24 protein-coding genes and 1 tRNA gene are annotated in these 23,138 nt (G+C 40.4%); 11 read left to right on the top strand and 14 right to left on the bottom strand.

From position 1 onward, the window contains the following. Positions 1 to 74 precede the first annotated feature (74 nt). The 5 genes from Q0R88_RS07055 to rpsA all read right to left on the bottom strand — a co-directional run bounded on the left by Q0R88_RS07055 (position 75) and on the right by rpsA (position 6,139). Positions 75 to 1,508, bottom strand: coding sequence for a serine hydrolase domain-containing protein (locus tag Q0R88_RS07055; RefSeq protein ID WP_295714242.1), 1,434 nt, complete (start codon positions 1,506 to 1,508; stop codon positions 75 to 77). A gap of 59 nt (positions 1,509 to 1,567) precedes the next feature. Next, positions 1,568 to 2,494 (bottom strand): aspartate carbamoyltransferase catalytic subunit, encoded by a 927-nt coding sequence (locus Q0R88_RS07060; protein WP_295714245.1) that lies wholly within the window; start codon positions 2,492 to 2,494, stop codon positions 1,568 to 1,570. Between the two features lie 142 nt (positions 2,495 to 2,636). Beyond that, positions 2,637 to 3,185 (bottom strand): bifunctional pyr operon transcriptional regulator/uracil phosphoribosyltransferase PyrR, encoded by a 549-nt coding sequence (gene pyrR, locus Q0R88_RS07065; protein WP_295714248.1) that lies wholly within the window; start codon positions 3,183 to 3,185, stop codon positions 2,637 to 2,639. A gap of 461 nt (positions 3,186 to 3,646) precedes the next feature. Next, positions 3,647 to 4,042 carry an ACT domain-containing protein gene (locus tag Q0R88_RS07070; RefSeq protein WP_295714251.1) on the bottom strand — a complete coding sequence of 132 codons (396 nt, stop codon included), beginning with the start codon at positions 4,040 to 4,042 and terminating at the stop codon, positions 3,647 to 3,649. 105 nt (positions 4,043 to 4,147) lie between these two features. After that, positions 4,148 to 6,139 (bottom strand): 30S ribosomal protein S1, encoded by a 1,992-nt coding sequence (gene rpsA / locus Q0R88_RS07075; RefSeq protein ID WP_295714306.1) that lies wholly within the window; start codon positions 6,137 to 6,139, stop codon positions 4,148 to 4,150. 208 nt (positions 6,140 to 6,347) lie between these two features. On the opposite strand from rpsA, the gene Q0R88_RS07080 reads away from it, so the two are divergent. Further along, positions 6,348 to 6,647 carry a hypothetical protein gene (locus Q0R88_RS07080; RefSeq protein WP_295714253.1) on the top strand — a complete coding sequence of 100 codons (300 nt, stop codon included), beginning with the start codon at positions 6,348 to 6,350 and terminating at the stop codon, positions 6,645 to 6,647. Between the two features lie 8 nt (positions 6,648 to 6,655). Here Q0R88_RS07080 and Q0R88_RS07085 read toward each other — a convergent pair whose 3' ends face one another. Further along, complete coding sequence (locus Q0R88_RS07085; RefSeq protein WP_295714255.1) at positions 6,656 to 7,327, bottom strand: hypothetical protein; 672 nt, start codon at positions 7,325 to 7,327, stop codon at positions 6,656 to 6,658. Between the two features lie 168 nt (positions 7,328 to 7,495). Between Q0R88_RS07085 and tyrS the strand changes: the two genes are divergently transcribed. Continuing rightward, on the top strand, positions 7,496 to 8,779 hold the full coding sequence (gene tyrS, locus Q0R88_RS07090) for a tyrosine--tRNA ligase (RefSeq protein WP_295714257.1): 1,284 nt from the start codon (positions 7,496 to 7,498) through the stop codon (positions 8,777 to 8,779). 175 nt (positions 8,780 to 8,954) lie between these two features. Here the strand turns inward: tyrS and Q0R88_RS07095 are convergent, their stop codons facing one another. Further along, positions 8,955 to 10,184 carry an NADP-dependent isocitrate dehydrogenase gene (locus Q0R88_RS07095; RefSeq protein WP_295714259.1) on the bottom strand — a complete coding sequence of 410 codons (1,230 nt, stop codon included), beginning with the start codon at positions 10,182 to 10,184 and terminating at the stop codon, positions 8,955 to 8,957. A 209-nt stretch (positions 10,185 to 10,393) separates the two neighbouring features. On the opposite strand from Q0R88_RS07095, the gene Q0R88_RS07100 reads away from it, so the two are divergent. Then, the gene (locus tag Q0R88_RS07100; protein ID WP_295714263.1) at positions 10,394 to 11,101 is read left to right on the top strand and encodes a hypothetical protein; all 708 of its coding nucleotides are present in this window, start codon (positions 10,394 to 10,396) and stop codon (positions 11,099 to 11,101) included. Between the two features lie 90 nt (positions 11,102 to 11,191). Continuing rightward, positions 11,192 to 11,647 (top strand): hypothetical protein, encoded by a 456-nt coding sequence (locus Q0R88_RS07105; protein ID WP_295714266.1) that lies wholly within the window; start codon positions 11,192 to 11,194, stop codon positions 11,645 to 11,647. Positions 11,648 to 11,763: 116 nt separating this feature from the next. Here the strand turns inward: Q0R88_RS07105 and Q0R88_RS07110 are convergent, their stop codons facing one another. The 3 genes from Q0R88_RS07110 to Q0R88_RS07120 form a co-directional block, all read right to left on the bottom strand. Continuing rightward, the gene (locus Q0R88_RS07110) at positions 11,764 to 13,584 is read right to left on the bottom strand and encodes a DNA polymerase III subunit gamma/tau (protein WP_295714269.1); all 1,821 of its coding nucleotides are present in this window, start codon (positions 13,582 to 13,584) and stop codon (positions 11,764 to 11,766) included. 71 nt (positions 13,585 to 13,655) lie between these two features. Then, positions 13,656 to 13,892, bottom strand: coding sequence for a hypothetical protein (locus Q0R88_RS07115; RefSeq protein WP_295714271.1), 237 nt, complete (start codon positions 13,890 to 13,892; stop codon positions 13,656 to 13,658). A 76-nt stretch (positions 13,893 to 13,968) separates the two neighbouring features. Further along, positions 13,969 to 15,414, bottom strand: coding sequence for a capsule assembly Wzi family protein (locus Q0R88_RS07120; protein ID WP_295714274.1), 1,446 nt, complete (start codon positions 15,412 to 15,414; stop codon positions 13,969 to 13,971). 348 nt (positions 15,415 to 15,762) lie between these two features. Between Q0R88_RS07120 and rpsF the strand changes: the two genes are divergently transcribed. The 4 genes from rpsF to mtgA all read left to right on the top strand — a co-directional run bounded on the left by rpsF (position 15,763) and on the right by mtgA (position 17,730). Continuing rightward, a complete protein-coding gene (rpsF, locus tag Q0R88_RS07125) occupies positions 15,763 to 16,128 on the top strand; it encodes a 30S ribosomal protein S6 (protein WP_295714278.1) in 366 nt (121 codons plus the stop codon). Further along, positions 16,128 to 16,391, top strand: coding sequence for a 30S ribosomal protein S18 (gene rpsR, locus Q0R88_RS07130; protein WP_067054791.1), 264 nt, complete (start codon positions 16,128 to 16,130; stop codon positions 16,389 to 16,391). Before rpsF ends, rpsR begins: the two co-directional genes overlap by 1 nt. 15 nt (positions 16,392 to 16,406) lie before the next feature. Beyond that, a complete protein-coding gene (gene rplI / locus Q0R88_RS07135) occupies positions 16,407 to 16,850 on the top strand; it encodes a 50S ribosomal protein L9 (protein ID WP_076377921.1) in 444 nt (147 codons plus the stop codon). A gap of 199 nt (positions 16,851 to 17,049) precedes the next feature. Further along, a complete protein-coding gene (gene mtgA / locus Q0R88_RS07140; RefSeq protein ID WP_295714309.1) occupies positions 17,050 to 17,730 on the top strand; it encodes a monofunctional biosynthetic peptidoglycan transglycosylase in 681 nt (226 codons plus the stop codon). A 38-nt stretch (positions 17,731 to 17,768) separates the two neighbouring features. Here mtgA and Q0R88_RS07145 read toward each other — a convergent pair whose 3' ends face one another. Both Q0R88_RS07145 and Q0R88_RS07150 read right to left on the bottom strand, forming a co-directional pair. Next, positions 17,769 to 18,989 carry a zinc dependent phospholipase C family protein gene (locus Q0R88_RS07145; protein WP_295714287.1) on the bottom strand — a complete coding sequence of 407 codons (1,221 nt, stop codon included), beginning with the start codon at positions 18,987 to 18,989 and terminating at the stop codon, positions 17,769 to 17,771. A gap of 143 nt (positions 18,990 to 19,132) precedes the next feature. Further along, positions 19,133 to 19,744, bottom strand: a complete 612-nt coding sequence (locus tag Q0R88_RS07150; RefSeq protein WP_295714289.1) for a YdeI/OmpD-associated family protein — start codon at positions 19,742 to 19,744, stop codon at positions 19,133 to 19,135. Positions 19,745 to 19,859: 115 nt separating this feature from the next. Here Q0R88_RS07150 and Q0R88_RS07155 point away from each other — a divergent pair, with 115 nt between their 5' ends. Next, complete coding sequence (locus Q0R88_RS07155) at positions 19,860 to 20,945, top strand: alpha/beta hydrolase-fold protein (RefSeq protein ID WP_295714292.1); 1,086 nt, start codon at positions 19,860 to 19,862, stop codon at positions 20,943 to 20,945. Between the two features lie 28 nt (positions 20,946 to 20,973). Here Q0R88_RS07155 and Q0R88_RS07160 read toward each other — a convergent pair whose 3' ends face one another. Then, a complete protein-coding gene (locus Q0R88_RS07160) occupies positions 20,974 to 21,459 on the bottom strand; it encodes an ABC transporter ATPase (RefSeq protein WP_295714295.1) in 486 nt (161 codons plus the stop codon). A gap of 45 nt (positions 21,460 to 21,504) precedes the next feature. Here Q0R88_RS07160 and Q0R88_RS07165 point away from each other — a divergent pair, with 45 nt between their 5' ends. Further along, a complete protein-coding gene (locus tag Q0R88_RS07165; protein WP_295714298.1) occupies positions 21,505 to 21,987 on the top strand; it encodes a hypothetical protein in 483 nt (160 codons plus the stop codon). A gap of 49 nt (positions 21,988 to 22,036) precedes the next feature. Here Q0R88_RS07165 and Q0R88_RS07170 read toward each other — a convergent pair whose 3' ends face one another. Then, a complete protein-coding gene (locus tag Q0R88_RS07170) occupies positions 22,037 to 22,477 on the bottom strand; it encodes a DUF2750 domain-containing protein (protein ID WP_295714301.1) in 441 nt (146 codons plus the stop codon). 507 nt (positions 22,478 to 22,984) lie between these two features. On the opposite strand from Q0R88_RS07170, the gene Q0R88_RS07175 reads away from it, so the two are divergent. Further along, positions 22,985 to 23,057: transfer RNA gene (locus Q0R88_RS07175), tRNA-Phe, on the top strand. Positions 23,058 to 23,138 lie beyond the last annotated feature (81 nt).

A 23,138-nucleotide genomic window follows, 5' to 3' on the forward strand; every position in this document is an offset into this window, starting at 1 on the left:
CAACAAGGATCTATTTATTTATTTTTAAACAGACTTTTGCGGTGTGTACACATCTTTTTACTCGGACGGATCTCCTACTGCAACATTTTCAAAATATTTACGCCTACTGCGTCCACCGTTTCGCCGCAATTAGAGAGCACAACAACGGCCAGGTTTTTCTCTTTATTAAAAGCTAAAAATGTACTGCTGCCAAAGGTACCGCCATTATGAAAAATGTATTCAACCCCATTCACCGTGATGATATGCCAGGCAAGGCCCAGCTTGGCATCTTTTTTAAAGGTTATTTGATGGGTTAATTCCAGTGCTTTGCCAGGCTTGTTGCCGGAAGGCGTCATGTTGGCTTTTGCATAAATCATCAAATCGCTTAATGAGGAATGCAGCGCGCCACAGGGCGCAAGGGCATCAAAATCCCATGCCGGGGTTAAATTACCTTCGCCGTTATAAACGGTGGCAAAACGGGCCTGCAACGCTGGGGTTAAATGCTGAGCCGTGCTTTTCATACCGAACGGCTTACAGATAATATCTGCCACCAGCTGATCATAGGTTTTACCGCTGATCTGCATTAAAATTTCTCCTAATAAACCAACCGCCAAGTTTGAATAAGCATATTGCTCACCGGGTACGCTATTGACCTTACAGGTTTTAAGATAAGCGAAAAGCAGCTTTTTATCATATAATTTATAGGGATTCAATGGATCCGTAGCCGGATTCAAATTATCCGGCATCCGCGCAAGGCCAGAAGTATGGTTACTTAAAGTGAGTAAAGTAACCGCTTTAAGTGCCGGATTGGCGGCTACAGAATCGGGCAGGTATTTGGTAATGGGGTCTGTTAGTTTTACTTTTCCCTCGTTTACATAATAGGCCAGGATAGTTGAAGTGAATGTTTTGGAGATGGAGCCAATCTCGAAAAGAGTATTGGCATCCGGCAATTTACTGTTGCCCTTAGTGGTTTCGCCATAGCCATAAGTAGTGATCTTGCCATCTTTTAAAACACCAATGCTCAGGCCTGCCGTATTTTCCTGGTCAACGTAAGCCCTGGCGGCCGAGTCAACCTTTTTATCCATAGCTGTGAGCATTTTATTTGATGTGGTGGCCTTCGTTATCCTTTGGGCTGTGGCCTCTTTAAATGGCTGAAAAAGCAGCATATCCATCTTGTCTTCCCGATCGATGCTCAGCAGAAGCTGCAAGGTAACGCTGCTGAAGATTACCTTATAGGTAGCTACCTTATTATTTACAAAGCTGATCAATGATGATCCCTTCATTTCTCCCAGGGGGATCAATTGCTGATTGGCAACCGTACGGAAAGCATCCTCGCTTAATTGTTTCCTGAAACTTTCGCCGGCCAATGAGTATAATGAATCGGCGCGTTTATGATTAAAATAGGTTTTAACTAAGGCAAATACCGAATCGGTTTTACGTTGCTGAAGGCTTTGGGCTATAACCGATGTTGAACCTATCCAGAAAAAGAAAACGACAATACTTAAGCGGCGGAAGTATTTAAATTTCATCTGCATAGTTCAACTATTTACCACTGAAAACGAGTTCAGTTAAAATATAGTACAATATTTTACGGTGTTTGCCCGGCCAGCAGGTACAGCACTGCCATCCTTACGGCTACACCGTTCTCCACCTGGTCTAATATGATTGATTGTTTGCTGTCGGCTACGTCGCTGGTGATCTCCACGCCACGATTGATCGGGCCCGGGTGCATAACGGTGATCTCCTTATCTAACGAATCCAGGATGGTTTTATTCAATCCGAACAGCATAGTGTATTCTCTTAACGAAGGGAAATACTTAATATCCTGCCGCTCCAGCTGGATGCGCAGCATATTGGCTACATCGCACCAGTTAAGGGCTTTGATGAGGTTATGCTCTACCTTAACGCCTAAGGAACCGATGTATTTAGGGATGAGCGTAGTCGGACCGCAAACCATTACTTCGGCGCCTAATTGTTTCAGGCAAAGGATGTTTGACAGGGCTACGCGTGAGTGCAGTATATCCCCTACTATCACTACCTTTTTACCGGCAACATAACCATATTTTTCGCGGATAGAAAAGGCATCAAGCAAAGCCTGTGTAGGGTGCTCATGCGCACCATCACCTGCATTAACAATCTGGGCTTTTACGTGCTTAGACAGGAAGATACCGGCACCTGCGTAAGGATGCCGCATCACCACCATATCCACCTTCATGGCCAGGATGTTGTTTACGGTATCTATCAGTGTTTCGCCCTTGCTTACCGATGAGGAAGAAGCTGCAAAGTTTACCACATCGGCCGATAATCTTTTCTCTGCCAGCTCGAACGATAAACGGGTACGGGTAGAGTTTTCAAAAAATATATTGGCAATGGTTACATCGCGCAAAGACGGCACCTTCTTGATCGGTCGGTTTAAAACTGATTTAAAAGTATCAGCCGTTTCAAATATCAACTCGATATCTGCCCGGTTTAAATCTTTTATGCCTAATAAGTGCCTTGTGCTTAGTCCTGCCATTTTATTTTGATTTCGGATTTTTTCTTTCCGTTATTATCTTCTGTCCGTCATTGCGAGGAACGAAGCAATCTCTATACTATACAGGTGAATCTGCACAGGTCGCGATTGCTTCGTTCCTCGCAATGACATATTTAATATCCTATTAATCTTGCCCCTCTGATATTAATACTATTTTATCTTCCCCGTCTGTATCTTTCCATGATACCACTACTTTTTGCGACGCAATAGAATCTACTTCAATTCCTACATAATCTGCAGCTACCGGGATATGACGTGAGTAACGGCGATCAACTAATGCCAATAGCTCAATCTTCTCTGGCCGGCCGAAGGCTTGCATGGCATCCATGGCCGCGCGTATGGTACGCCCTGTCCATAGTACGTCATCCATCATGATCACTTTTTTGCCTTCGATAATAAAATCTATTTTTGTTTGATTGGGCACCAGTGGTGACCCTTGTCTGCGGAAATCGTCGCGGTAAAAGGTGATATCCAGATCGCCCTGCATTATTGTTTTACCGGGAAGTATTTTACGTAATTCTTCGGCAACGCGGCGGGCTAAATAAATGCCACGGGGCTGTATACCAATCAAAACCGAGCTTGAAAAATCATTATGATTTTCAATTAACTGGTGACATAAACGTTGTATGGTTATCTGAAATTTTTGACCGTCGAGCAGTGTAAGATTTTGCATCGTATGGGTGGATTTGGGCAAAAATAACAAATAGTTTTGAGTTTTGGGTGATGAGTTTTAAAAGGGGGCATTACTCACAGTAGATCAAGATATGCTTGTTTTGACGAATATCATTAAAGTGTTAAAAAAAGTTTGTCATCCTGAGGGACGAAGGTTCTATTCGCAGACTTTACGGGGCGAAGAAGCATGGCGAATAATAGTTGCTTCACTGCCTTCAGCATGACAAAAGTTTTTTTTTGCGAATACATCATAGGTTGCCATAAAATTTAGTGAAACTCTGAAAGATGACCTGATGTTAAAAGGGCTGTCCTGCTGAGCCTGTCGAAGCATGTGGGCAAAGGCCTCTGCGCAAAACCCTTCGACAAGCTCAGGGTGACAGGCCTTTTTTAAAATGCATATACGTTTAATAACAAACTTATCATAGATTGCTACGTAGCAATCGCGAACTACACAAATACAAATTATCTTTCAGCCAACTTCTTCAAAGCCTCCATTGCCCGCGCCGCATCTTCTTTGGCAACAAAAATATGGTCGTGATAGTATGCAGCAACCACATTACAGCTGATATCTTCTGCTGCCAACGCGTTGGCAAATGCAGCCGTTAAACCGGTTGCTGCTAATGAGGAGTGAATGGTAAGGGTTATCCAGGCGGCAACGTATTCGTATTTTAAATGGAGTTGATCCGCGATTTCTTTTTTGAGAATAACGGTTGTTGCCTCTTCTTCCTTAAATAAACCGATGATCTCTTTGATATCTATAGTACCGACATCTGAAATGGCACAATAAACATAATCACCGTCATTTAAAACAGGTGTCATGTTTTTTAATAAAGTGTTGAGGTTGGTTTCTCCGGGCATGGTTGTAAATATAAAAAAATAAGAATCCGATCTTTTGGGTAGCTCCATAAAAAAAGCCCCTCCAATTTCTCGGAAGGGCTTGTAAAATTATGCTTCAGTTAAAGCTTATGCTTCTTCTTCAGGTTCAGCTGTTTTAGCCGGAGCCGGAGCAGCAGGGGCTGGCGCAGCCTTGCGGGCTTTGTTTTCAGCACCTTCCATTTGCTCTTTTAACTGAGCTAATACGCTAAGGTCACCTAAAGTTGATTTCTCAACTGATTCTTTCACTTTTTTAACCGCGTTGCTTGCAGATTTTGCTTCTTTTTTGCGGTTTTCAAATTCCTGTACACGAGCATCAGCGCGAGCTTCTTCCCATATACGTGAGTGTGAAATAACTATACGTTTGTTTTCTTTGTTAAATTCAATGATCTTGAATTCAGCAGCTTCTTCAGCTTTAACGCTTTTGCCGTCTTCTTTAACCAGGTGTTTGGTTGGCGCAAAGCCTTCAACACCGTAAGGTAAAGCTACGATAGCACCTTTGTCTGTTACTTTTAACACGGTACCTTCATGTATTGAATCAATAGTGAAGATGGTTTCAAAAGTATCCCAAGGGTTTTCTTCAAGCTGTTTGTGGCCTAAGCTTAATTTACGGTTATCGATATCAAGTTCTAAAACAACCACGTTTAATTTTTCACCAACTTTAGTGAATTCATTAGGGTGATTTACTTTTTTAGACCATGATAAGTCAGAAATGTGAATTAAACCATCGATGCCGTCTTCCAGTTCAACAAACACACCAAAGTTGGTCATGTTTTTTACTGTAGCAATGTGAGTTGTGCCAATAGCATATTTCTCACCAGCATTTTGCCATGGATCAGGAGTTAATTGTTTAACACCTAAGCTCATTTTGCGTTCGTCGCGGTCAAGTGTTAATACTTGTGCTTCAATCTCATCACCAACTTTCAGGAATTCCTGAGGGTTGCGTAAGTTTTGTGACCATGACATTTCTGATACGTGGATCAAACCTTCAACACCAGGGATGATTTCAAGGAATGCACCGTAATCAGCAACAGTAACAATACGTCCTTTAACTTTAGAACCGATAACGATACCTTCGTCAAGGCTCTGCCAAGGATGAGGAGTTAATTGTTTTAAGCCCAAAGCAATACGTTTTTTCTCGTCATCAAAGTCGAGAACAACAACGTTGATCTTTTGATCCAATGCAAGAATTTCACGTGGATGCTCAATACGGCCCCAAGAAATATCAGTAATGTGCAATAAACCATCAACACCACCAAGGTCAATAAATACACCAAAGTCGGTAATGTTTTTAACAGTACCCTCAAGTACTTGTCCTTTTTCAAGTTTAGCAACAATTTCTGTTTTTTGGTTTTCCAAATCGTCTTCGATAAGCACTTTGTGCGATACCACAACGTTTTTAAACTCGTGGTTAATCTTAACAACTTTGAATTCCATTGTTTTACCTACGTACACATCGTAATCCCTGATAGGTTTAATATCGATTTGTGAACCTGGTAAGAAGGCTTCAACGCCCATAATATCAACAATTAAACCACCTTTAGTTCTGCTCTTAACAAAACCAGTGATGATCTCATCATTATCAAGTGCTGAATTAATGCGTTCCCATGATTTTTGAGTTTTTGCACGTTTGCGTGAAAGTACTAACTGACCGTTAGCATCTTCCTGCGACTCTACAAATACATCAACTGTGTCACCGATCTTCAGATCAGGTGTATCACGGAATTCCGATACTGAAACTAAACCGTCTGATTTAAATCCTACGTTCAGCACTACATCTTTGTTGTTAACGTTAACAACAGTACCAGTGATGATTTCGCCTTTGGTGATAGAGCTAAAAGTTCCATCATACATTTTCTCGAATTTCTCACGGTCGCTATCGCTGTAGTTACCAAATTTTTTGTCATCTGCATCCCAGTCGAAATCTTCGCTTGGTGTAGCTGCAATTTTTGATTTGATCTCTTCGATAGAGATTGAATCAGCTTCTGATTCAATAGTTTCTTTTTCGCCAGACGCCGTAACTGTACCCAGTTCAGCTTCTTTCGCTTTTAATTCTTTTTCTGCTTCTTGTTTTTTTGCCATTAAATAATTTATCTCCTTTTCCCAATTTGTTAATTGGGACTGCAAAGGTACAGACATAATTTTATTTAAAAAAGAATATTTTAATGTTAATTACTGATATTTAAGGCTTTTTGAGGAGAATAGGTGCTGGTAAAGCAAAATACGCTAATTTAGTATGCCTGTTTTGATACAACACAATTTCCTGAACAGTAAATTAATGCTTAATTAAATGATCAAATATTTGCAAAAAGCCTGGGGCGACAGCATAGATAATGTTGGTATGCCTGATGTAATTACCGCCATAGCCGAAACACAACAAATGGATGATGAGCACGGCGCATTTTGGGTGGGTACCGAAGAAGAGGAAATTATACTGGAAACCAATAAGTGGCTGCAAATGATATGCGTTGTGGAAAATACCGAACTATCTTACAAGGCTGCAAACTGGCAGGAGGTAGAAGAACTTTATCAGTTATTATTAAATGAAGATTTTGAGGCCTTAAAGAAGATTATAAACAACGGTAAGTAAAAAGGGAGTTACAGATTATTCAATTTATCCTCTATCTCCTCAAAAATATCCATGAAACTATCTAAAAGATAATCCCTGTAATTGCCCAAAACGTCGTTCATCTGCGCTTCATGCTCCGGGGTAAAGGGATCTTTCCAAACCCGCATACAAATGCGTTTAAGGGCATAAGCTATCTGGTGGGTTTCGGCATAGGTATGCAGGTACTGGCTTTTTTTAAAACCTTCATAAAATTTAAAAAAAACGCTGGTATCTGCCAGGCCAGAGAAGGTTAAAAACTCCTCAATGATCCCGGGCTTACAGCCGGATAACTGCGCGTAAAAATCATCAACGCTTATTTTGCCGGTAGTTAGCAATAAATTATCAATGATGAGCTCCAAAGCGATGTGCCCTAAAAAGAATGGCTTCACCGGCGAGCCTTCAATAGCTGGCAGCAACGCCTTTTTTAATTCATGCGAGTGAGTTAAAAAAAAAACGGATGAGTGAAAATAACGGTCAACCGCCAGGTGTTTATTCCAGCCGGTTATGATGGAATTAACCTCATTATTACCATGATGCAGTTTTTCGGGGTGAAGAATGATGTGCTTATCCGCATTTTTCAACAAGTCGGGCAGCACCGTTCCCAATACATGGTAACAATTACTGGTATGCTTGTCGAAATAATAATGCGATAAAAAATTCATAAGCGCTACGTTGCAAAATACCCCGTTTTGCTCAATATACAAACATTAAGTAATTATTTGAAATAGAATTTACCTGTAGTTAACCATTAACACAATTATTCATGATACATCAATGGTGAATAATTTGCTCAGCTTTATATCTTTGCAGCTTTTGAAACAACACTTGATATGAATTTTGTTGAAGAACTAACCTGGCGCGGTATGCTGCATACCATTATGCCGGGTACCGAAGAAATGTTAAATAAAGGCATGACTTCGGGATATATTGGATTTGACCCTACTGCCGATTCATTGCACGTAGGCCATTTAACCCAAATCATGACCCTGATCCACTTTCAGCGCGCGGGCCACAAGCCTTATGCTTTGGTAGGCGGTGCAACAGGCATGGTGGGCGATCCATCGGGCAAATCGCAGGAGCGTAATTTATTATCAGAGGATATCCTGAATCATAACCTGGAATCGGTAAAAGTACAATTGACCCGTTTCCTTGACTTTAACACCGGCGCCAACAGTGCCGAGATGGTAAACAATTATGATTGGTTTAAGAGCTTTACTTTTCTTGATTTTATAAGGGATGTTGGCAAGCACATCACTGTAAACTATATGATGGCTAAAGAATCGGTAAAGAAACGCCTGGAAGGCGATACCGGTATGTCATTCACCGAGTTTACTTATCAATTGGTACAGGGATATGATTTTTACTACCTGTGGAAACACCATAACTGTGCCCTGCAAATGGGCGGCAGCGATCAGTGGGGTAATATTGTTACCGGCACCGAGCTCATCCGCCGTAAAGATGCGGGCGAAGCATTTGCTTTAACAACCCAATTGATCAAGAAAGCTGATGGCACCAAATTTGGCAAAACAGAAAGCGGCGCGGTTTGGCTGGATGCTGAGCGTACATCGCCATACCAGTTTTACCAGTTTTGGTTAAACACCACTGATGTTGATGCCAAAGCCTACATCCGCATATTTACATTGTTTGATCGTGAGGTTATTGAAGCCTGGGAAGTTGAGCATGATGCAGCCCCACATACCCGCATTCTTCAAAAAGCCCTGGCAAAAGATATCACCATCCGTGTACATGGCGAAGCAGAATATGAAAAAGCGATAAAATCGTCGGAGTTTTTGTTTGGCAACATCGGCATTGAATTTTTAAACGAATTGAATGATGCCGAAGTACTCGGCCTGTTTGCCGGTGTACCTAATTACACTATTTCGGCAGCCGAATTACAGGAAGGTATAAATGTTACCGATCTGCTGGCTGCGAAAACTTCGGTTTTCCCGTCAAAGGGTGAAGCCAAAAAAATGATAGCGGGCGGCGGAACTGCCATTAATAAAGTAAAAATTGCTTCGGCAGATGACACTTACCATACAGACTCATTAATCAACGGAAAGTTTCTTGTTGCACAAAAAGGCAAAAAGAACTACTTCCTGATAATTGCAGAATAGATTTATCTATTACAAAAAAGAAAGCCGCCTCATAAATCAATGAGGCGGCTTTCTTTTTTTATATGGATACTATGAGTTGATTTCCATCCCCGGCATTTTCCAATTATAAAACATCCCAAAAACAAAAGAAGCTGCCCTTTTGGAGACAGCTTCTTTCATTTTTGGTTAAATATGATTACTTACCAAGCTTTGCTTTCAGATTTTCATCAATTGCAGCTAAAAACTCTTCGGTATATAAATAATCTGTACCATGCTCAACTTTTGGTTTAATAGTGATGGCCAAATCTTTTGTCATTTTACCGCTTTCAACAGTTTCAATACAAACTTCTTCCAACGCTTTGCAAAAGTCAATCAGTTCCTGGTTGTTATCCAGTAAGCCACGGAATTCCAAACCTCTTGTCCAAGCAAAAATTGATGCAATTGGATTTGTTGAGGTTGGCTTACCCGCCTGGTGCTCACGGTAGTGACGAGTAACTGTACCATGGGCAGCCTCAGCTTCCATTACTGTACCATCTGGTGTAACCAGGGTTGAGGTCATTAAGCCTAATGAACCAAAGCCTTGTGCTACAGTATCTGATTGTACGTCGCCATCATAGTTTTTACAAGCCCATACAAAGTTACCGTTCCATTTTAAGGCCGATGCAACCATGTCATCAATTAAACGGTGCTCATACGTGATGCCCGCATCAGCAAACTTTTGTTTATAATCTTCCTGGTAAATGGCTTCAAAGATATCTTTAAACCTACCGTCGTATTTTTTAAGGATAGTATTTTTGGTTGATAAGTATAAAGGCCAGCCTTTCATCAATGCCTGGTTAAAGCACGCATGTGCAAAACCCTTTATTGATTCATCGGTATTGTACATAGCCAAAGCTACACCATCGCCTTTAAAATTATACACTTCAAATGATTGCTCTGCAGCACCATCTTCCGGGGTGAAGGTAATGGTTAATTTACCTTTGCCTTTGGTTACAAAATCTGTAGCACGGTACTGATCGCCGAAAGCATGACGGCCAATACAAATTGGAGCTGTCCAGTTTGGTACCAAACGCGGAACATTTGCCATAACAATTGGCTCACGGAAAACAGTACCATCCAGTATATTACGGATAGTTCCGTTTGGCGAACGCCACATTTGTTTTAAGCCAAACTCTTCAACACGCTGCTCATCGGGAGTAATGGTTGCGCATTTTATACCTACGCCATATTTTAAAATAGCATTTGCGGCATCAACGGTAACCTGATCGTTGGTTTCATCGCGATACTCAATACCAAGGTCATAGTATTTTATATCCAGATCAAGGTAAGGGGTAATTAATTTGTCTTTGATGAATTTCCAGATTATCCGGGTCATTTCATCGCCATCCAGCTCAACTACCGGATTTTCTACTTTAATTTTTGACATATCTGATGTTGTTGTTTTATTTAAATGGCTTCAAATATATTAATTTGAGTTTATCAAATTAACTAAATAGCACATGAAAATAATTGATTTGATAATCCTGACGATTTATTAACACAGTTTATTGTTTTTATAAACAATGATGCTATTTTTATAAAATTAAACGTTAATAACCCAAGCCGGTTGCTAAACCAAAGCCCGGTTGCTTCATTATGGTAAAACTAATAGCAAAGATCACCCTGATATTATCCCTGTGTACAACTTCATTTTTGGCAAAAGCGCAAATCGGGTATGATTACGCCCAGTATGACATTGGTACAGCTGTTGGTCTTAATACCGCTGTTATGGCCGATGTAAATACACTTAGAATTGCACCCTCCATCCACTTTAATTTTAATTACAACCAATCTCCGTATGTTAACTATGTATTGGAACTGCAGGTTGGCCGCTTAGAGGGTGGGGATTCTGTTAAATCCTCATCGGGCAGGCAGTTTGAAAATCATTTTACATCTTTTTTATTCAGGGCACAGTTACAGGCCGGCGAATTTATAGATTACTCCGCAAGCCCTTTTATGAATGTGATGAAAAACTGGTATGTATCTACCGGTGTAGGCTACATTGCCAACCATATAGTAGCCAAAAGTCTTGACAAACGAAACCCTGCTTATGCAGTTGGAGATAATAATGCACAAACACTATTTATACCCGCAAGGCTTGGGTATGAGTTTAAGATTTATAATGATTATAACCAGCCCAGCGTTAAAATTGATATTGGGTATCAGTATAATTTTGTATTTAGTGACAATCTGGATGGCTACAGCACGCAGGCTTCCAATAAAGATGCTTACGCGCAACTAACCATAGGTGTAAAATTTGCAATTGGCGGAGTAACGTCCTATCGTAAACAAATTCATTATTAACCACAGGCTTATTTTATTTTTATTTTAGTGGCACTCTGTTGATTTTTTGGCAAGGTTTTTTCTGTATATTTAATATAAAATTCAAAGCTTATGAATAACTTGAATATTGATCCCGGCTACGAAGATGATGACGATGCATTAACTGATAACAGCAATGACGGGGACAGGACATTGAAAGATGACTTGGATGAAACTACAGTGGAAGAGGAAGACCTGAGCTATAACGCCGACGAGGATAGCTTTGAATATGATGTAAAAAGCGACGACCCCGATTACTACCATCCCGATCCATACAAAACATCAGTAAAAAACGGCGAGGATATGAACTCCACTTATGATGAAGCGAATCCTTACGATACTGCCGATGGCGAATACTCTGAAAAAAGATCAATTGAAACAGATGTAGATGATTTGGCTATGCACATTGACAATGGCAATATTACAGAAGTTGACCCTGTAGACGCTGCGCTGGCTCATACGCCCGAAGATGACAGGGATGATCTGGATGAAGAAGGCTACCCTAAGAATGATACCTTTTTTAAATAAAAGGGGACTACTTTCTGAGTACAAAAGCAGTCACTTTTTGTGTCTTTTATTCAGAAACAGGTAAAGTCTGTTCTGTTTTGTACAATTCTCAGTTTTCTTATTACTGCGTATAAAAATCAATCCAGATCAAGATTGAAACGATTACGCAAGTCCATCAACTGCGGATTGCGTGATACCATGTGCTGAAATTTTTCGCTTGTTGTATAAGGCTTGCGTACAACCTTCTGTTCATCAACCCGCGCATTTACCTCAATAGTGAAGTTGTTTAGCTTGGCCCGTAAAAAATTATGCATTTCGGGCCGCTCCTCTTTAAATATGTTTTCCTGCACCTTATTGCCTACCAAAATCTCAAACTCATACGGTTTTATCATGCGTGGAGCGTTTGAGGTAAAAATGGTAACCAGGTTTTTCTTACCATCGGCCTTTACTTTAGCGGCAAAATCGCTCCAATATCGCAAAAAACTATCCATGGTAAAATCCTCCCGGGCATCGCCCTTTAGGTAGGGATCTTCCTCTTCAAGCAATTCCTCCTCGGTTTTGCCGGTGTCTGTTAATGAGGGGATAGATAAAGAACCTAAACTGGGACTTGGGATAAATATTTTAGGCTTTTCGGTTATAACAGGGGCAGCTTCTTTTACCGGTGCCGAAGAAGTTACAGGCTCGGGCTTATTAACCGAAGGCTGTGCAGTTTTATTATAAACCGGGGGGGCATCGTTTAATACACCCGTTTCATGAATGATCTTAGGCTCCTGCGCCGGTGCTATTGCTGAGGTATCAGGTTTTTTTTTTAATGACCCTTCTGCGAAGGGCGTTGCGTTTAGCGGCGTGGTAGCCATATTAAAGGCTGATGGCAAATGGCACATCTTGAGCAAGGCCAGCTCAACCTGCAATCGCTGATTTTTACTCAGCTTATAACTAACATCGCACTGGTTGGCAATATTCATGGCCGAGAGCAGGAATGACACCGAGCCTGCCTGTGATTGCTGCAGGTATTTATTCTTGATGCCCTCGCTTACTTCCAGTAATTTTAATGTGGATTGATCCTTGCTTACCAGCAGGTTACGGAAATGTTCGCTTAAACCGGCAATAAAATGCGCCCCATCAAAACCACGTGACAGGATCTCATCAAAGAACAACAATACTTTTGCCGTATCCTCTTTAAGCAGGCTTTCGGTTATGTTAAAGTAGTAATCATAATCAAGTATGTTCAGGTTATCAATAACAGAGCGGTAGGTTACCTTGCCGCCCGAAAAACTAACAATCTGATCAAACATCGATAAGGCATCTCTTAAACCACCATCGGCCTTTTGGGCTATAATGTGCAAGCCATCGGTTTCATAGCTGATGTTTTCTTTACCGGCAATGGATGCCAGGTGGCCGGCCATATCATCAACCCTGATGCGGTTAAAATCAAATATCTGGCAACGCGAAAGTATAGTGGGCAGTATTTTATGCTTCTCGGTAGTGGCTAATATAAATATGGCGTAATGAGGTGGCTCTTCCAGCGTTTTCAGGAACGCGTTAAATGCCGCCTGCGATAGCATGTGTACCTCATCAATAATATACACCTTGTAACGGGCAGCCTGCGGCGGTATGCGCACCTGCTCAATTAAACTACGAATATCATCAACCGAATTATTGGATGCCGCATCAAGCTCATGTACGTTAAAAGAATTACCATTTTCAAAAGCTTTGCATGAGGGACACTCGCCGCAGGCTTCTCCATTGGGCTGTAAATTGGTACAGTTAATGGTTTTGGCCAATATACGCGCACAGGTGGTTTTGCCCACCCCACGCGGACCGCAGAACAAAAATGCCTGCGCCAACTGGTTATTTTTAATGGCATTTTTGAGCGTATTGGTTATATGTTGCTGACCAACAACGGTTTCAAAAGTAGCCGGGCGATATTTACGGGCCGAAACAATGAAATTATCCACAGCACGAAGTTAACAAGAAAATGCTTTAAGTTAAAGCACCAAAACATGAATGTTAAGATATTGCTTAATGGTTACTGCAGATCATCATCCGGCAGGTGATCATCATCCTCCGGATCGGGTTCATAAGTGTTATTCCCTACCCTTATCTCATGCAGGTCATTCTCGGCGTCAAGCCGATCGTCAAAATCCTCATCATCTTCATCATCCCAGTCTCCCTCAATAGCCCGCTCACTACCGCCGGGAGACAACATAACTGCATCATCCACAAAGAAATTGTCAATTAAAATCTCATTTTCTGTAAACTGCATAATCAATATTTAGTAGTGGTACGCTTAATAACCTTGCAGGGTTTGTAAAACTCGTTAAATATTTAATTCTTTTCTCCTATAAAAAAGTTTTTGATGCCTTTAATATAACACCAAATGAATTATAAAGCAGGCCTCCCTTGTCATAACCAATGTCATAACCAATATTATATCCGTTTTTTAATGGTCTTAAGCCCTCAAGGTAAGCAGAAACCTGATTTATCTTCCCAAAAGCAATTGGCGACGGTTGTTTTATTCCACCAACGCCACGATAGGGTTCCGAACCTGTTGCATACGTGCCATAATTTACTGAATAAGAAAGTTTTCCGGTATAAAACCATTTAAAAGCATAAAATTGTGCTGCTCCATAAAATGCTTTTACCCTGTTATTTACAAAAAATTGATTGTCGGACCTGACAAGATTACTACGGGCATCAAGTGTTGTGGTAATAAAAGGATTACCCAGGGCTAAATTTTTATATGACCACCCCTGTAAATATTCATAGTTATTGTAATAATCTTCTGCGCCTGATTTTGTGCTTTTTGCATCTAATGCGCCTGCCTGATTAACGCTGTAGAATAATTCAAATACCGCTTTTTTCCAATAAAAATTACCTGTATTGTTTTTTTCATTATTAATTAAGCTAATACCATTTAAACCATCTTGTATGTTAGCCAACGACCCTAAGCCCCCTTTATCAAAAAAACTTTGCTTATATATTAATAAAGTAAGGGCATCAAACTTATATTCGGCCCCAAGATCCAACGAGCCTAAATGATTACCAACTTTTGATCCCTGGTATACCTTGCCGGTAACCACATACTTGTACGTTTCCCATCCGGATAAATCAAACCTGGGAAAAACATGCTTTTCATCTCCCCATAATGCCTCATGGTTATAACCTGCCAGAAATTTAAATCGCCATGACGGTTGGCCTACTCTTACGTAAACACTATTTGATAAAAAATAATTTCTATTTTTCCCGGATCTCCTTCCACTATTTACGTGTACATCACCTACATATCCGTTTGCAAATGCACCCTTAACCGCAAATAACTTTCCCAAAATAGGTATACTATAGTAATTTGGTATACTCAAACTAATTTGCGGTATCCCAAGCGCATTACCTGATACCGGAAACGAACCGGAAGATAAAGAATCTACCAGCCCAACAACATCTTTGGAGCGCCCGGCCTTTAACTCAAAAATACCCGCATGAGCTTTCACTAATCCCTCAACAAGTATAAACTGGCTACCCTGGCCTATATTCCCTCTGCCTTCAAATGATGCTCCCCAACCAAACGTTTTGGTGGTATCATAATCCTTGCGGATTTTGCCTATAAGACTACCAGATGTGCCTGAAAGCGGAATACTGCCGAATTGATTTGACCTTAGCCAGAATGGCACAACATCGTTGGTAGTTTCGACACCTTGCAGTTCCAGACTTGCATGAACATCCTTTACCTGTGCATTTACAACTAAATGAACGAGCAATATTGTCGTTAAAATCAATGTTTTCTTCATATCTCTTTCGTTTTTAGATAATTAAGCACAGCATGCACTAATGTTATTTTTGTACTAAAACGCAAAAATCGTTACAAAATTGGCAAGCTTTGAATACTTTTTTTTCATATTTCATCAACTTACCGATTGCGTAACAACAACCTTGTGTAAATGTTTTGAAAAAAATTTAACGAAAAAGCAAAAAAATCACAGCGACTATATAAGTGCCTGGAGTAAATGGAATTGCAGCATTTGGGTATGCTACGCCACCGCAATAATATTAATAGGAATGTATTGATTTTTTAATAATTATCACTACATTTGCAGCCCCGTAATAGCGGGTAATTAATTAAAAATCAAAGTATAATAATGCAACAGTACGAAATCGTGATCGTTCTAACCCCGTTGTTATCAGAAGAAACAGCTAAAGAAGGCATTGCCAAATTTAGCAAGATCTTGACTGATGGCGGAGCCGAAATTGTCCAGGAGGATAATTGGGGTTTGAGAAAATTAGCGTACCCTATTCAAAAAAAGACTACAGGGTACTATCACTTAACTGAATTTAAGGCTCCGGGTGATTTAATTAACAAATTGGAGATTGAATTAAGGCGCGATGAGCGTGTTTTGCGTTTCCTGACCATAGCGTTAGACAAACATGCCATTGCTTACAATGACAAAAAACGTAGCGGTGCCTTTAACAAGAAACCTAAAACAACAGAGGAGGCTTCAAACTAATGGCAAACGATCAAATTAAATACGTTACCGCTCCTAAGGTGGAGGATAACCGTAAAAAATACTGCCGTTTTAAAAAGAATGGTATTAAGTATATCGACTACAAAGACGCTAACTTTTTATTAAAGTTCATTAACGATCAGGGTAAAGTATTACCACGTCGTTTAACTGGTACTTCATTGAAATTTCAGCGTAAAGTGGCCCAGGCTGTTAAACGTGCCCGTCACATTGGTTTATTACCTTACGTTACAGATTCATTAAAATAATAGGAGATTTAAGAAATGGAAGTTATTTTAAAACAAGATGTAAAAAACCTGGGTGATAAAGACGATGTTGTAAACGTTAAACCAGGTTATGGCCGTAACTACCTTTTACCTAAAGGCTACGCCATATTAGCTACCGTAAGCGCTCGCAAAGTTTTAGCTGAAAACTTGAAACAAGCTCAGTTTAAACAAGAGAAAATCCGTAAGGATGCTGATGCGATTGCTGCCCGTTTAGAAGGTGTTAAACTTAACATTGGCGCTAAAGCCGGTGAAAGCGGAAAAATATTTGGTGCTATCAACACTATCCAAATTGCTGATGCATTGAAAAAAGAAGGCTTTGAGGTTGACCGTCGCCGTATCACATTTGATCAGGAACCAAAGTTTGTTGGTGATTATATCGCAAACGTAAACCTGCACAAAGAAGTTAAGGTACAGGTTCCTTTCTCAGTAGTAGCTGAATAATTTATATTTCGAAATCCTGATTTCTATTTCGGATTTTGAGTTTAATTTTAGATTTTTAAAAGGTGTTTTGCTTTGCAAAGCACCTTTTTCATTTAATAGAAACTTACTATAAATAGTGCAACGTAATTACAACTCTCCCCGAAAAACAAATTCAAAACCAGGCACCCGAACTTCAAAATCAAAAAGCAAGTTCGGTGGTATATTTAAGCTCATTTTTAGGGTAGTTAAGCTGGCATTTATACTATTTTTTGGCCTTAGCTTGTTTGGTGTACTGTTATTCCGCTTTGTGCACCCACCCTTCACCTGGCTTATGATTGAGCGGGGCTTTCAACAAAAAGCCCGCGGTAAGGATTGGAAGATTGATAAGCAATGGAAAAGCTTTGATGAGATATCTGATAACATGAAACGCGCCGCCGTAGCTGCCGAAGACCAGTCATTTTTAGAACACCATGGTTTTGATTTCCATGCGATTGAAAAAGCGATTGAAAAAAACCAGCACAGCAAAAAACTGATAGGTGGCAGCACAATATCACAACAGGTAGCTAAAAATGTTTTTCTATGGGAAGGTCGCTCCTTATTGCGTAAAGGCGTTGAAGCCTACTTTACGGTGCTGATAGAAGTTTTTTGGAGCAAAAAACGCATCATGGAAGTTTACCTCAACGAGATTGAAATGGGCGATGGCATTTACGGCATTGAGGCGGCATCACAGGCCTATTTTAATAAACCGGCATCCGATCTTACCAAACATGAGGCTGCCGCCATAGCTGTTATTTTTCCAAGTCCGCTTAAATGGTCGGCAACTAACCCTACCCGTTATTTAAAACACAGGCAATACCTCATCATGAAAAACATGAAAAGACTGGGGCCTTTGGATTTTTAAAATAAAAGACAATTACAGTTTTTTCTGATTTAGAGATCCTAACGATTGGTGTTTACTGCCAAAAGTTTAAGTTGTTGCAGCGCCTGTAGTGCTTTTTTATTATTCCCCGGATCGTTCTGCTCAAATTTTATACTATCGGCGGCGCTATAAAAAGTGAGGATATTTTGCTGCATATCGGGGGTTATGCATGCAAACTTGTCATCCTGCAGTTTCAGCAACCATTGGTTATAGGTTTTATCAGCAAGTGGGTACTCATCAGGTTTAGTCTGCTTCCCTGTATCAAAATCTATATTACTGAGCTGCAATTTATGGTTACCTACCCTTGTTAAGGCAATAGAATAGTTAATCAAAATACTATCCATACTTGTTATAAACAAATTTTCGCTGGCCACTCCCGGGTATTTAAATTTGAATTTTTTAAGTGGCCCTACCTTAGGTAATATTTTTATCATAAAAGCGACCGCACGGGCTTTAAAATCCGGACGGGCATAATTACTACCAAACTCGTTGTTGAACATTTTCCGGGGCATTCTGTACCTGAAACTGCCGCGTTTTACCAGCGGATCGACTTTCAATATTTCTTCTTTTTTAGATTGCCAGGCATTATGAATTATCGCCGGGAATAAATTGCGCACCCCCCATCTGAATGTAGCAACGCTGGATTCAAAGCTTGGGAACAGCTCATTAAGATTTTGCCCGTAAACTTTCAGGAAAGCCCTTTCAAGTACCGGTTTCGACATAGAGAAGCCAATAAAGTCATGATAAGCTATTGACGCGTAATGCCCTTTGGCTGTTTGTATGGCATCATATGCCAGTTCCATTCTGCTATGTGAAGTATGATCATCATTATAGGTAACTACTGCGCCAAATTTTTGCTGAAGAGCTGGATTACCTAAAGGAACCGAACGATTAGTAGCCAGCGAATGGCCATATTGATCGGCCATATAATGTGATAACGCGCCAAGTGCAAAGGCATATTCATCCAGGTTTTGTGATTCGTCAATTAAAGTAGTTATAAAATCACCACTGCGCACATAATGAAGCAGATCTGTAAAATAAGGATCACCAAATGGCATGTACCCCATATCTGCCACCAGGCAACCTCCATAAGCAAAGGCATGGGCTTTTTTTAAATCAGCGATACTTGAATTAGGGTATCGTTTTAATAGCAACGGCTGTATTTTGCCCATCCATTCCGCATCAACTATAGCCTCATGCGCCAGGATTGAAAATCCTCTTGAGGAAGACGCAAGCATCATAAAAAAAACAATTACAAGGAGATACTTAATAAGAAAGGGAGCTTTCACGATAGCAATATATGCACAATAACAAGAAGCAATATTATTTGTTTTATGTTATACAAAGGCGACTACCAACAAGGCTGCTTATCTTCTTTTCCTCATTATTTATACTTCCAGTGTCTTGATTTACCTTCGGCAAGCCACTCGGCGGCTGTTTCCATACGTTTTTGGCGCGTGGCTTCGCTTTTGGCATCAATTATCCACTCCACGTATTCTTTTTTATGCGAATAGCTCGATCTGTCAAAATTAAGGCTGGCATTGGGGTAAGCCGTTAAAAATTCCGTGAAATATTCAGGGATAACCAATTCGGTTTTAGGGGCCGAAGCCTTTTTTACCGCTTCGGGAGTTTTTTTACCGCTTTCATTAAAGGCAATGGCCTGCAGTATAAAATCCTGCAGAATCTCTTTTGAAGGCAGGTCTTCTATTTTGGTGATGCGGCCAAAGCTGCCGGCAGAACCATCGCCAATGCTTAATGCATTATAAGGGTCATTTAACAATGTTGCCTTCCAAAAACCGAAGGCGCAATGTTCTTTGAAAGCTACCATTTGACAAACCACGCCTTTGTAATCAAAAAATGGAAAACCCCATTTAATCGCTTCGGTTAATAATGGAGAAGTTTCATGAACTAACTGCCGCAAATAAGTAAGTATTGGCTTTGCAAATTCGGGCGACTTTTCAATGTAAGCATCTACCCTGTTATCATATTGTTCCATAAATAAATTTAACAACAAATGACTTAATTTCAAGCAGATGTGCAACCAAAATAATACACCATGCGTCTAAGGTAATGGAAGAACAGATCAACAGTACGCAAATCAATATCAAGCTATGTTATCAACATCATTGAAATTATCCATGGGCACATTAATCATGGTATTACTTTTACAGCCTTGTTACTGCCAGGTAAAAAGCACATCGCCCAATCCTTTTACTGATAAAGACATGGTTTCATGGGATTACAGCTCAAAAGTGATTGGAGAAGATTATACGATATATGTACATTTCCCTCCCGGATACGATACAACCAAAACAAAATACCCGGTACTGTACATGACCGATGGCGACTGGAACATGACCGTTGCCATGAACTGCTTTAACATGCTGAGGCAGGATTATGAAACCACCGAAGCCCTTATTATAGGCATAGGCTACGGCAGCAGGCCAAACAAACGAAACCGAGACCTTGACCCAAAAACCGGCGGACCAAATTTTTTATCATTTATTGAGCAGGAAGTAATCCCTTTTGTGCAAAGTAAATACAGGGTAAATGATAATAAAGCTTTATATGGCTACTCCTTTGGCGGCATGTTCACTACTATGGTGCTGTTTCAACATCCGGGCTTATTTAACATGGTGTTCATCGGCGCACCGGGGAATAACGGCCGCGAGTTGATACCATCGGCACAAAAATATTTTGCCAGCAATAAGGACCTTAACTGTAAGGTATTTGCCGGCGTAGGGTCCTACGAGCACGAAACAGCCCAAAACATTGAGCTATTTAAAAGCTTCATGGAAAAGCAGAACTGTAAAAGTCTTGAAATTGCAACGGCGATAACCCCTAACGCGGGTCATGGTGCTGCATTGGCACAGGTAATGCAAAATGCTATAGCCTTTGCCTACTGTAAAAAACACAAAGTGACCCCGATACCGGCAAAAGAGCTTGAACAATATACAGGCGATTATGCCATGACTGATAACGCCAGGGATAAATTTAAACTATACCTGGAGGGTAATAAACTTTACTTTAAACAGAATGACGAATTACCTATCGAATTTGCTCCGTATGCAAAGGATTCGTTTTTTATGCAGGAGAATGAAAGGGCTGATATTACCTTTAAAACAGCCGGAGGCAAAATGTACATGTTATTTAGTTTCCCCAATGAAAAACCAACACGGCTTGACAAAACCAAATAGGTTATGATTTTAGCCAGGCAGGCAGTCGTTATTGAATAACCAGATCTCTGAATAACTGGATATGCCAGCTGTTTTTAAAAGGCACTTCCCATTTGCTTTCCAGCTCGGTTAAGTTTTGTACCATGTTGTTGTAAACAATGGTTTCGGTGTTTATTTTGCCTTGTTTAAGCATATCTTCAAACGCATGGCGCGGCAATGATAAAATCTCCTCACCATCGCGATAGGCCAGGTTAAAACGATCAAATAAATTGATGTTAAAATGCTGCTCTATCTGCTTCATAAAATGAACCGATTTATCAATTGAGCATCCGCTCGCGCCAGCCTGGCTTTCGTCTACAATCAAAATCAAAAAACGATTGTATCGCACCTCTCCTTTGGCTTTCAACTGGTTGTTGTGAGCCGTCCAACTGGTGGCAAATTTATCAAGCTCTTGCTGGATCAGAATTACTTCCTGGTCGGTTAATTTTTTATCGGCCTGGTATATCCAAACTCTTGATTGTTGAGAAAATTCCATTTGCAAAAATATCAATTTATTAACTTCGGGTTACATTTTGTTGTCATGAAAACATCAATCTTGCAACCAATTAAAAAAAACACGGTAATTATAGCAATATTGGCTTTCAGCGGCTTCATTTACGGGTTTAAACCGGGTATCGATGAACTGGAATGGCTAAGCTGGAGCAATAAATGCCTTGTTGAATCATACAACCCTGCACCTGACATCCAGCTAAAAAAGTGGGAGATCACCCTTACTAACGATTACTTTTTGCGCTTAAGAAAAACTTATCCACATGGCCGGCAGGAGTATTTTTCATTCAATTTGCACCGGCTCATCAACGTTGAATACCAGGGAAATGACACAACAGGAACCCTCAAATTAAGTACAATAAACGATGATATTATTGTACAAACCTACGAAGACCCCAAGGGTGATATTGACTCTATGGCAACCACTTTAGAATTGCCGGTAAAGAACATGAGCCCGGTACGTTTAGATAGCCTAAAAAACGCCCTAAATTACTTTAAGATAAAAGGTTCATAAACCATTGGCCCCCACCGGAGGTCGCCAATATTAAGCAATGCTTAATAATTTATTCAGGCGATTCGCTGATCTCGCCTATAAATTCACTTATACTACTGTAGTTTTTAAACGCGATGGCCGAATTAATAACGCTTAACCGGTTAAGAATATCAAGCGCCACCTGTAAAGCATCAATTTCTTTTCCAAGCATATTTGCATCCCAGTTAATGCCGGCCAAAGTTTCATTCTCGGCCATACCCACACACCAGCTTTCTAAAAATTCTGCCAATGGAATTTCTGTCGGAACGTAACTACGCCAGTCGTCCCTGGCACAAATTTTAGCATAAGCCCTTTCCGACCAAAATGGCACCACAGTAACTTCTTCATTATCATGCGAATGCGAATTTGCCCATCCTGTTTTGCTCATTAGCGCCCACACCAATTTTGTGGCTGCTACTCTTTCTATAAATAATTGATACTTTGATTCAATCGCTGCGGTATCCTGTAACATATCTTTTTTATTAAAAACAATCATTTAATCATTCTCTGCCCCCATTAAGCTATTCCAAAGGGCATCATCATCCCAAACCTTATTAGCTCCGACAGCTCACATTTACTGAACAGATCTCTGCGCAGGCATTACAGGCGATACAAGCTCACCATTCCTCCCCGACAAGACACAACACCACAGAAAGCATTAATTTCCCCTCAGCCCCCTTTTCTTGCCTAAATAAGCCAACACCTGCCCCGGCCACCTGATCACGGTTACCCACCTCCAAAAAGGGTAATGAATAAAGCTTGTGCAATCATGATGGCCTGCATAGTAGCTTTTCAAAGTTAAATTCAATTGTTGATACACAGAAATGTTTTTAAAGTGAAAAAAATAACAAAAGCTAAGTACCTGATTTATTGAAAGATTATTCAAAATATGCGACTATAGCGCTATAAATTCAAACTTTTTTCAAAAAATAATTTCCAAACTCGAAAAAGAAAACTACATTTGCACTCCCGAAAAGAAGGTATCATAGCTCAGTAGGTAGAGCAAAGGACTGAAAATCCTTGTGTCGCTGGTTCGATCCCAGCTGATACCACAGAAACAGAAATCCTCTTAGTTAACGCTAAGGGGATTTTTTGCGTTTAACCGCCTTTCCTGACATGCAACGACTTTTTTG

Origin of the sequence: Mucilaginibacter sp. (assembly GCF_025362475.1) — a bacterium.
GTDB lineage: Bacteria > Bacteroidota > Bacteroidia > Sphingobacteriales > Sphingobacteriaceae > Mucilaginibacter.

Excerpts from the sequence above, each read along its gene's own strand:
- Q0R88_RS07055 (WP_295714242.1), bottom strand. The coding sequence starts at position 1,508 with ATGAAATTTAAATACTTCCGCCGCTTAAGTATTGTCGTTTTCTTTTTC.
- Q0R88_RS07085 (WP_295714255.1), bottom strand. The coding sequence starts at position 7,327 with ATGAATTTTTTATCGCATTATTATTTCGACAAGCATACCAGTAATTGT.
- Q0R88_RS07155 (WP_295714292.1), top strand. The coding sequence starts at position 19,860 with ATGTTATCAACATCATTGAAATTATCCATGGGCACATTAATCATGGTA.
- Q0R88_RS07095 (WP_295714259.1), bottom strand. The coding sequence starts at position 10,184 with ATGTCAAAAATTAAAGTAGAAAATCCGGTAGTTGAGCTGGATGGCGAT.
- Q0R88_RS07160 (WP_295714295.1), bottom strand. The coding sequence starts at position 21,459 with ATGGAATTTTCTCAACAATCAAGAGTTTGGATATACCAGGCCGATAAA.
- Q0R88_RS07105 (WP_295714266.1), top strand. The coding sequence starts at position 11,192 with ATGAATAACTTGAATATTGATCCCGGCTACGAAGATGATGACGATGCA.
- Q0R88_RS07145 (WP_295714287.1), bottom strand. The coding sequence starts at position 18,989 with ATGATGCTTGCGTCTTCCTCAAGAGGATTTTCAATCCTGGCGCATGAG.
- Q0R88_RS07100 (WP_295714263.1), top strand. The coding sequence starts at position 10,394 with ATGGTAAAACTAATAGCAAAGATCACCCTGATATTATCCCTGTGTACA.
- Q0R88_RS07115 (WP_295714271.1), bottom strand. The coding sequence starts at position 13,892 with ATGCAGTTTACAGAAAATGAGATTTTAATTGACAATTTCTTTGTGGAT.
- Q0R88_RS07170 (WP_295714301.1), bottom strand. The coding sequence starts at position 22,477 with ATGTTACAGGATACCGCAGCGATTGAATCAAAGTATCAATTATTTATA.
- Q0R88_RS07060 (WP_295714245.1), bottom strand. The coding sequence starts at position 2,494 with ATGGCAGGACTAAGCACAAGGCACTTATTAGGCATAAAAGATTTAAAC.
- rpsR (WP_067054791.1), top strand. The coding sequence starts at position 16,128 with ATGGCAAACGATCAAATTAAATACGTTACCGCTCCTAAGGTGGAGGAT.
- rplI (WP_076377921.1), top strand. The coding sequence starts at position 16,407 with ATGGAAGTTATTTTAAAACAAGATGTAAAAAACCTGGGTGATAAAGAC.
- Q0R88_RS07120 (WP_295714274.1), bottom strand. The coding sequence starts at position 15,414 with ATGAAGAAAACATTGATTTTAACGACAATATTGCTCGTTCATTTAGTT.
- Q0R88_RS07150 (WP_295714289.1), bottom strand. The coding sequence starts at position 19,744 with ATGGAACAATATGATAACAGGGTAGATGCTTACATTGAAAAGTCGCCC.
- Q0R88_RS07080 (WP_295714253.1), top strand. The coding sequence starts at position 6,348 with ATGATCAAATATTTGCAAAAAGCCTGGGGCGACAGCATAGATAATGTT.
- Q0R88_RS07165 (WP_295714298.1), top strand. The coding sequence starts at position 21,505 with ATGAAAACATCAATCTTGCAACCAATTAAAAAAAACACGGTAATTATA.
- rpsA (WP_295714306.1), bottom strand. The coding sequence starts at position 6,139 with ATGGCAAAAAAACAAGAAGCAGAAAAAGAATTAAAAGCGAAAGAAGCT.
- tyrS (WP_295714257.1), top strand. The coding sequence starts at position 7,496 with ATGAATTTTGTTGAAGAACTAACCTGGCGCGGTATGCTGCATACCATT.
- rpsF (WP_295714278.1), top strand. The coding sequence starts at position 15,763 with ATGCAACAGTACGAAATCGTGATCGTTCTAACCCCGTTGTTATCAGAA.
- pyrR (WP_295714248.1), bottom strand. The coding sequence starts at position 3,185 with ATGCAAAATCTTACACTGCTCGACGGTCAAAAATTTCAGATAACCATA.
- Q0R88_RS07070 (WP_295714251.1), bottom strand. The coding sequence starts at position 4,042 with ATGCCCGGAGAAACCAACCTCAACACTTTATTAAAAAACATGACACCT.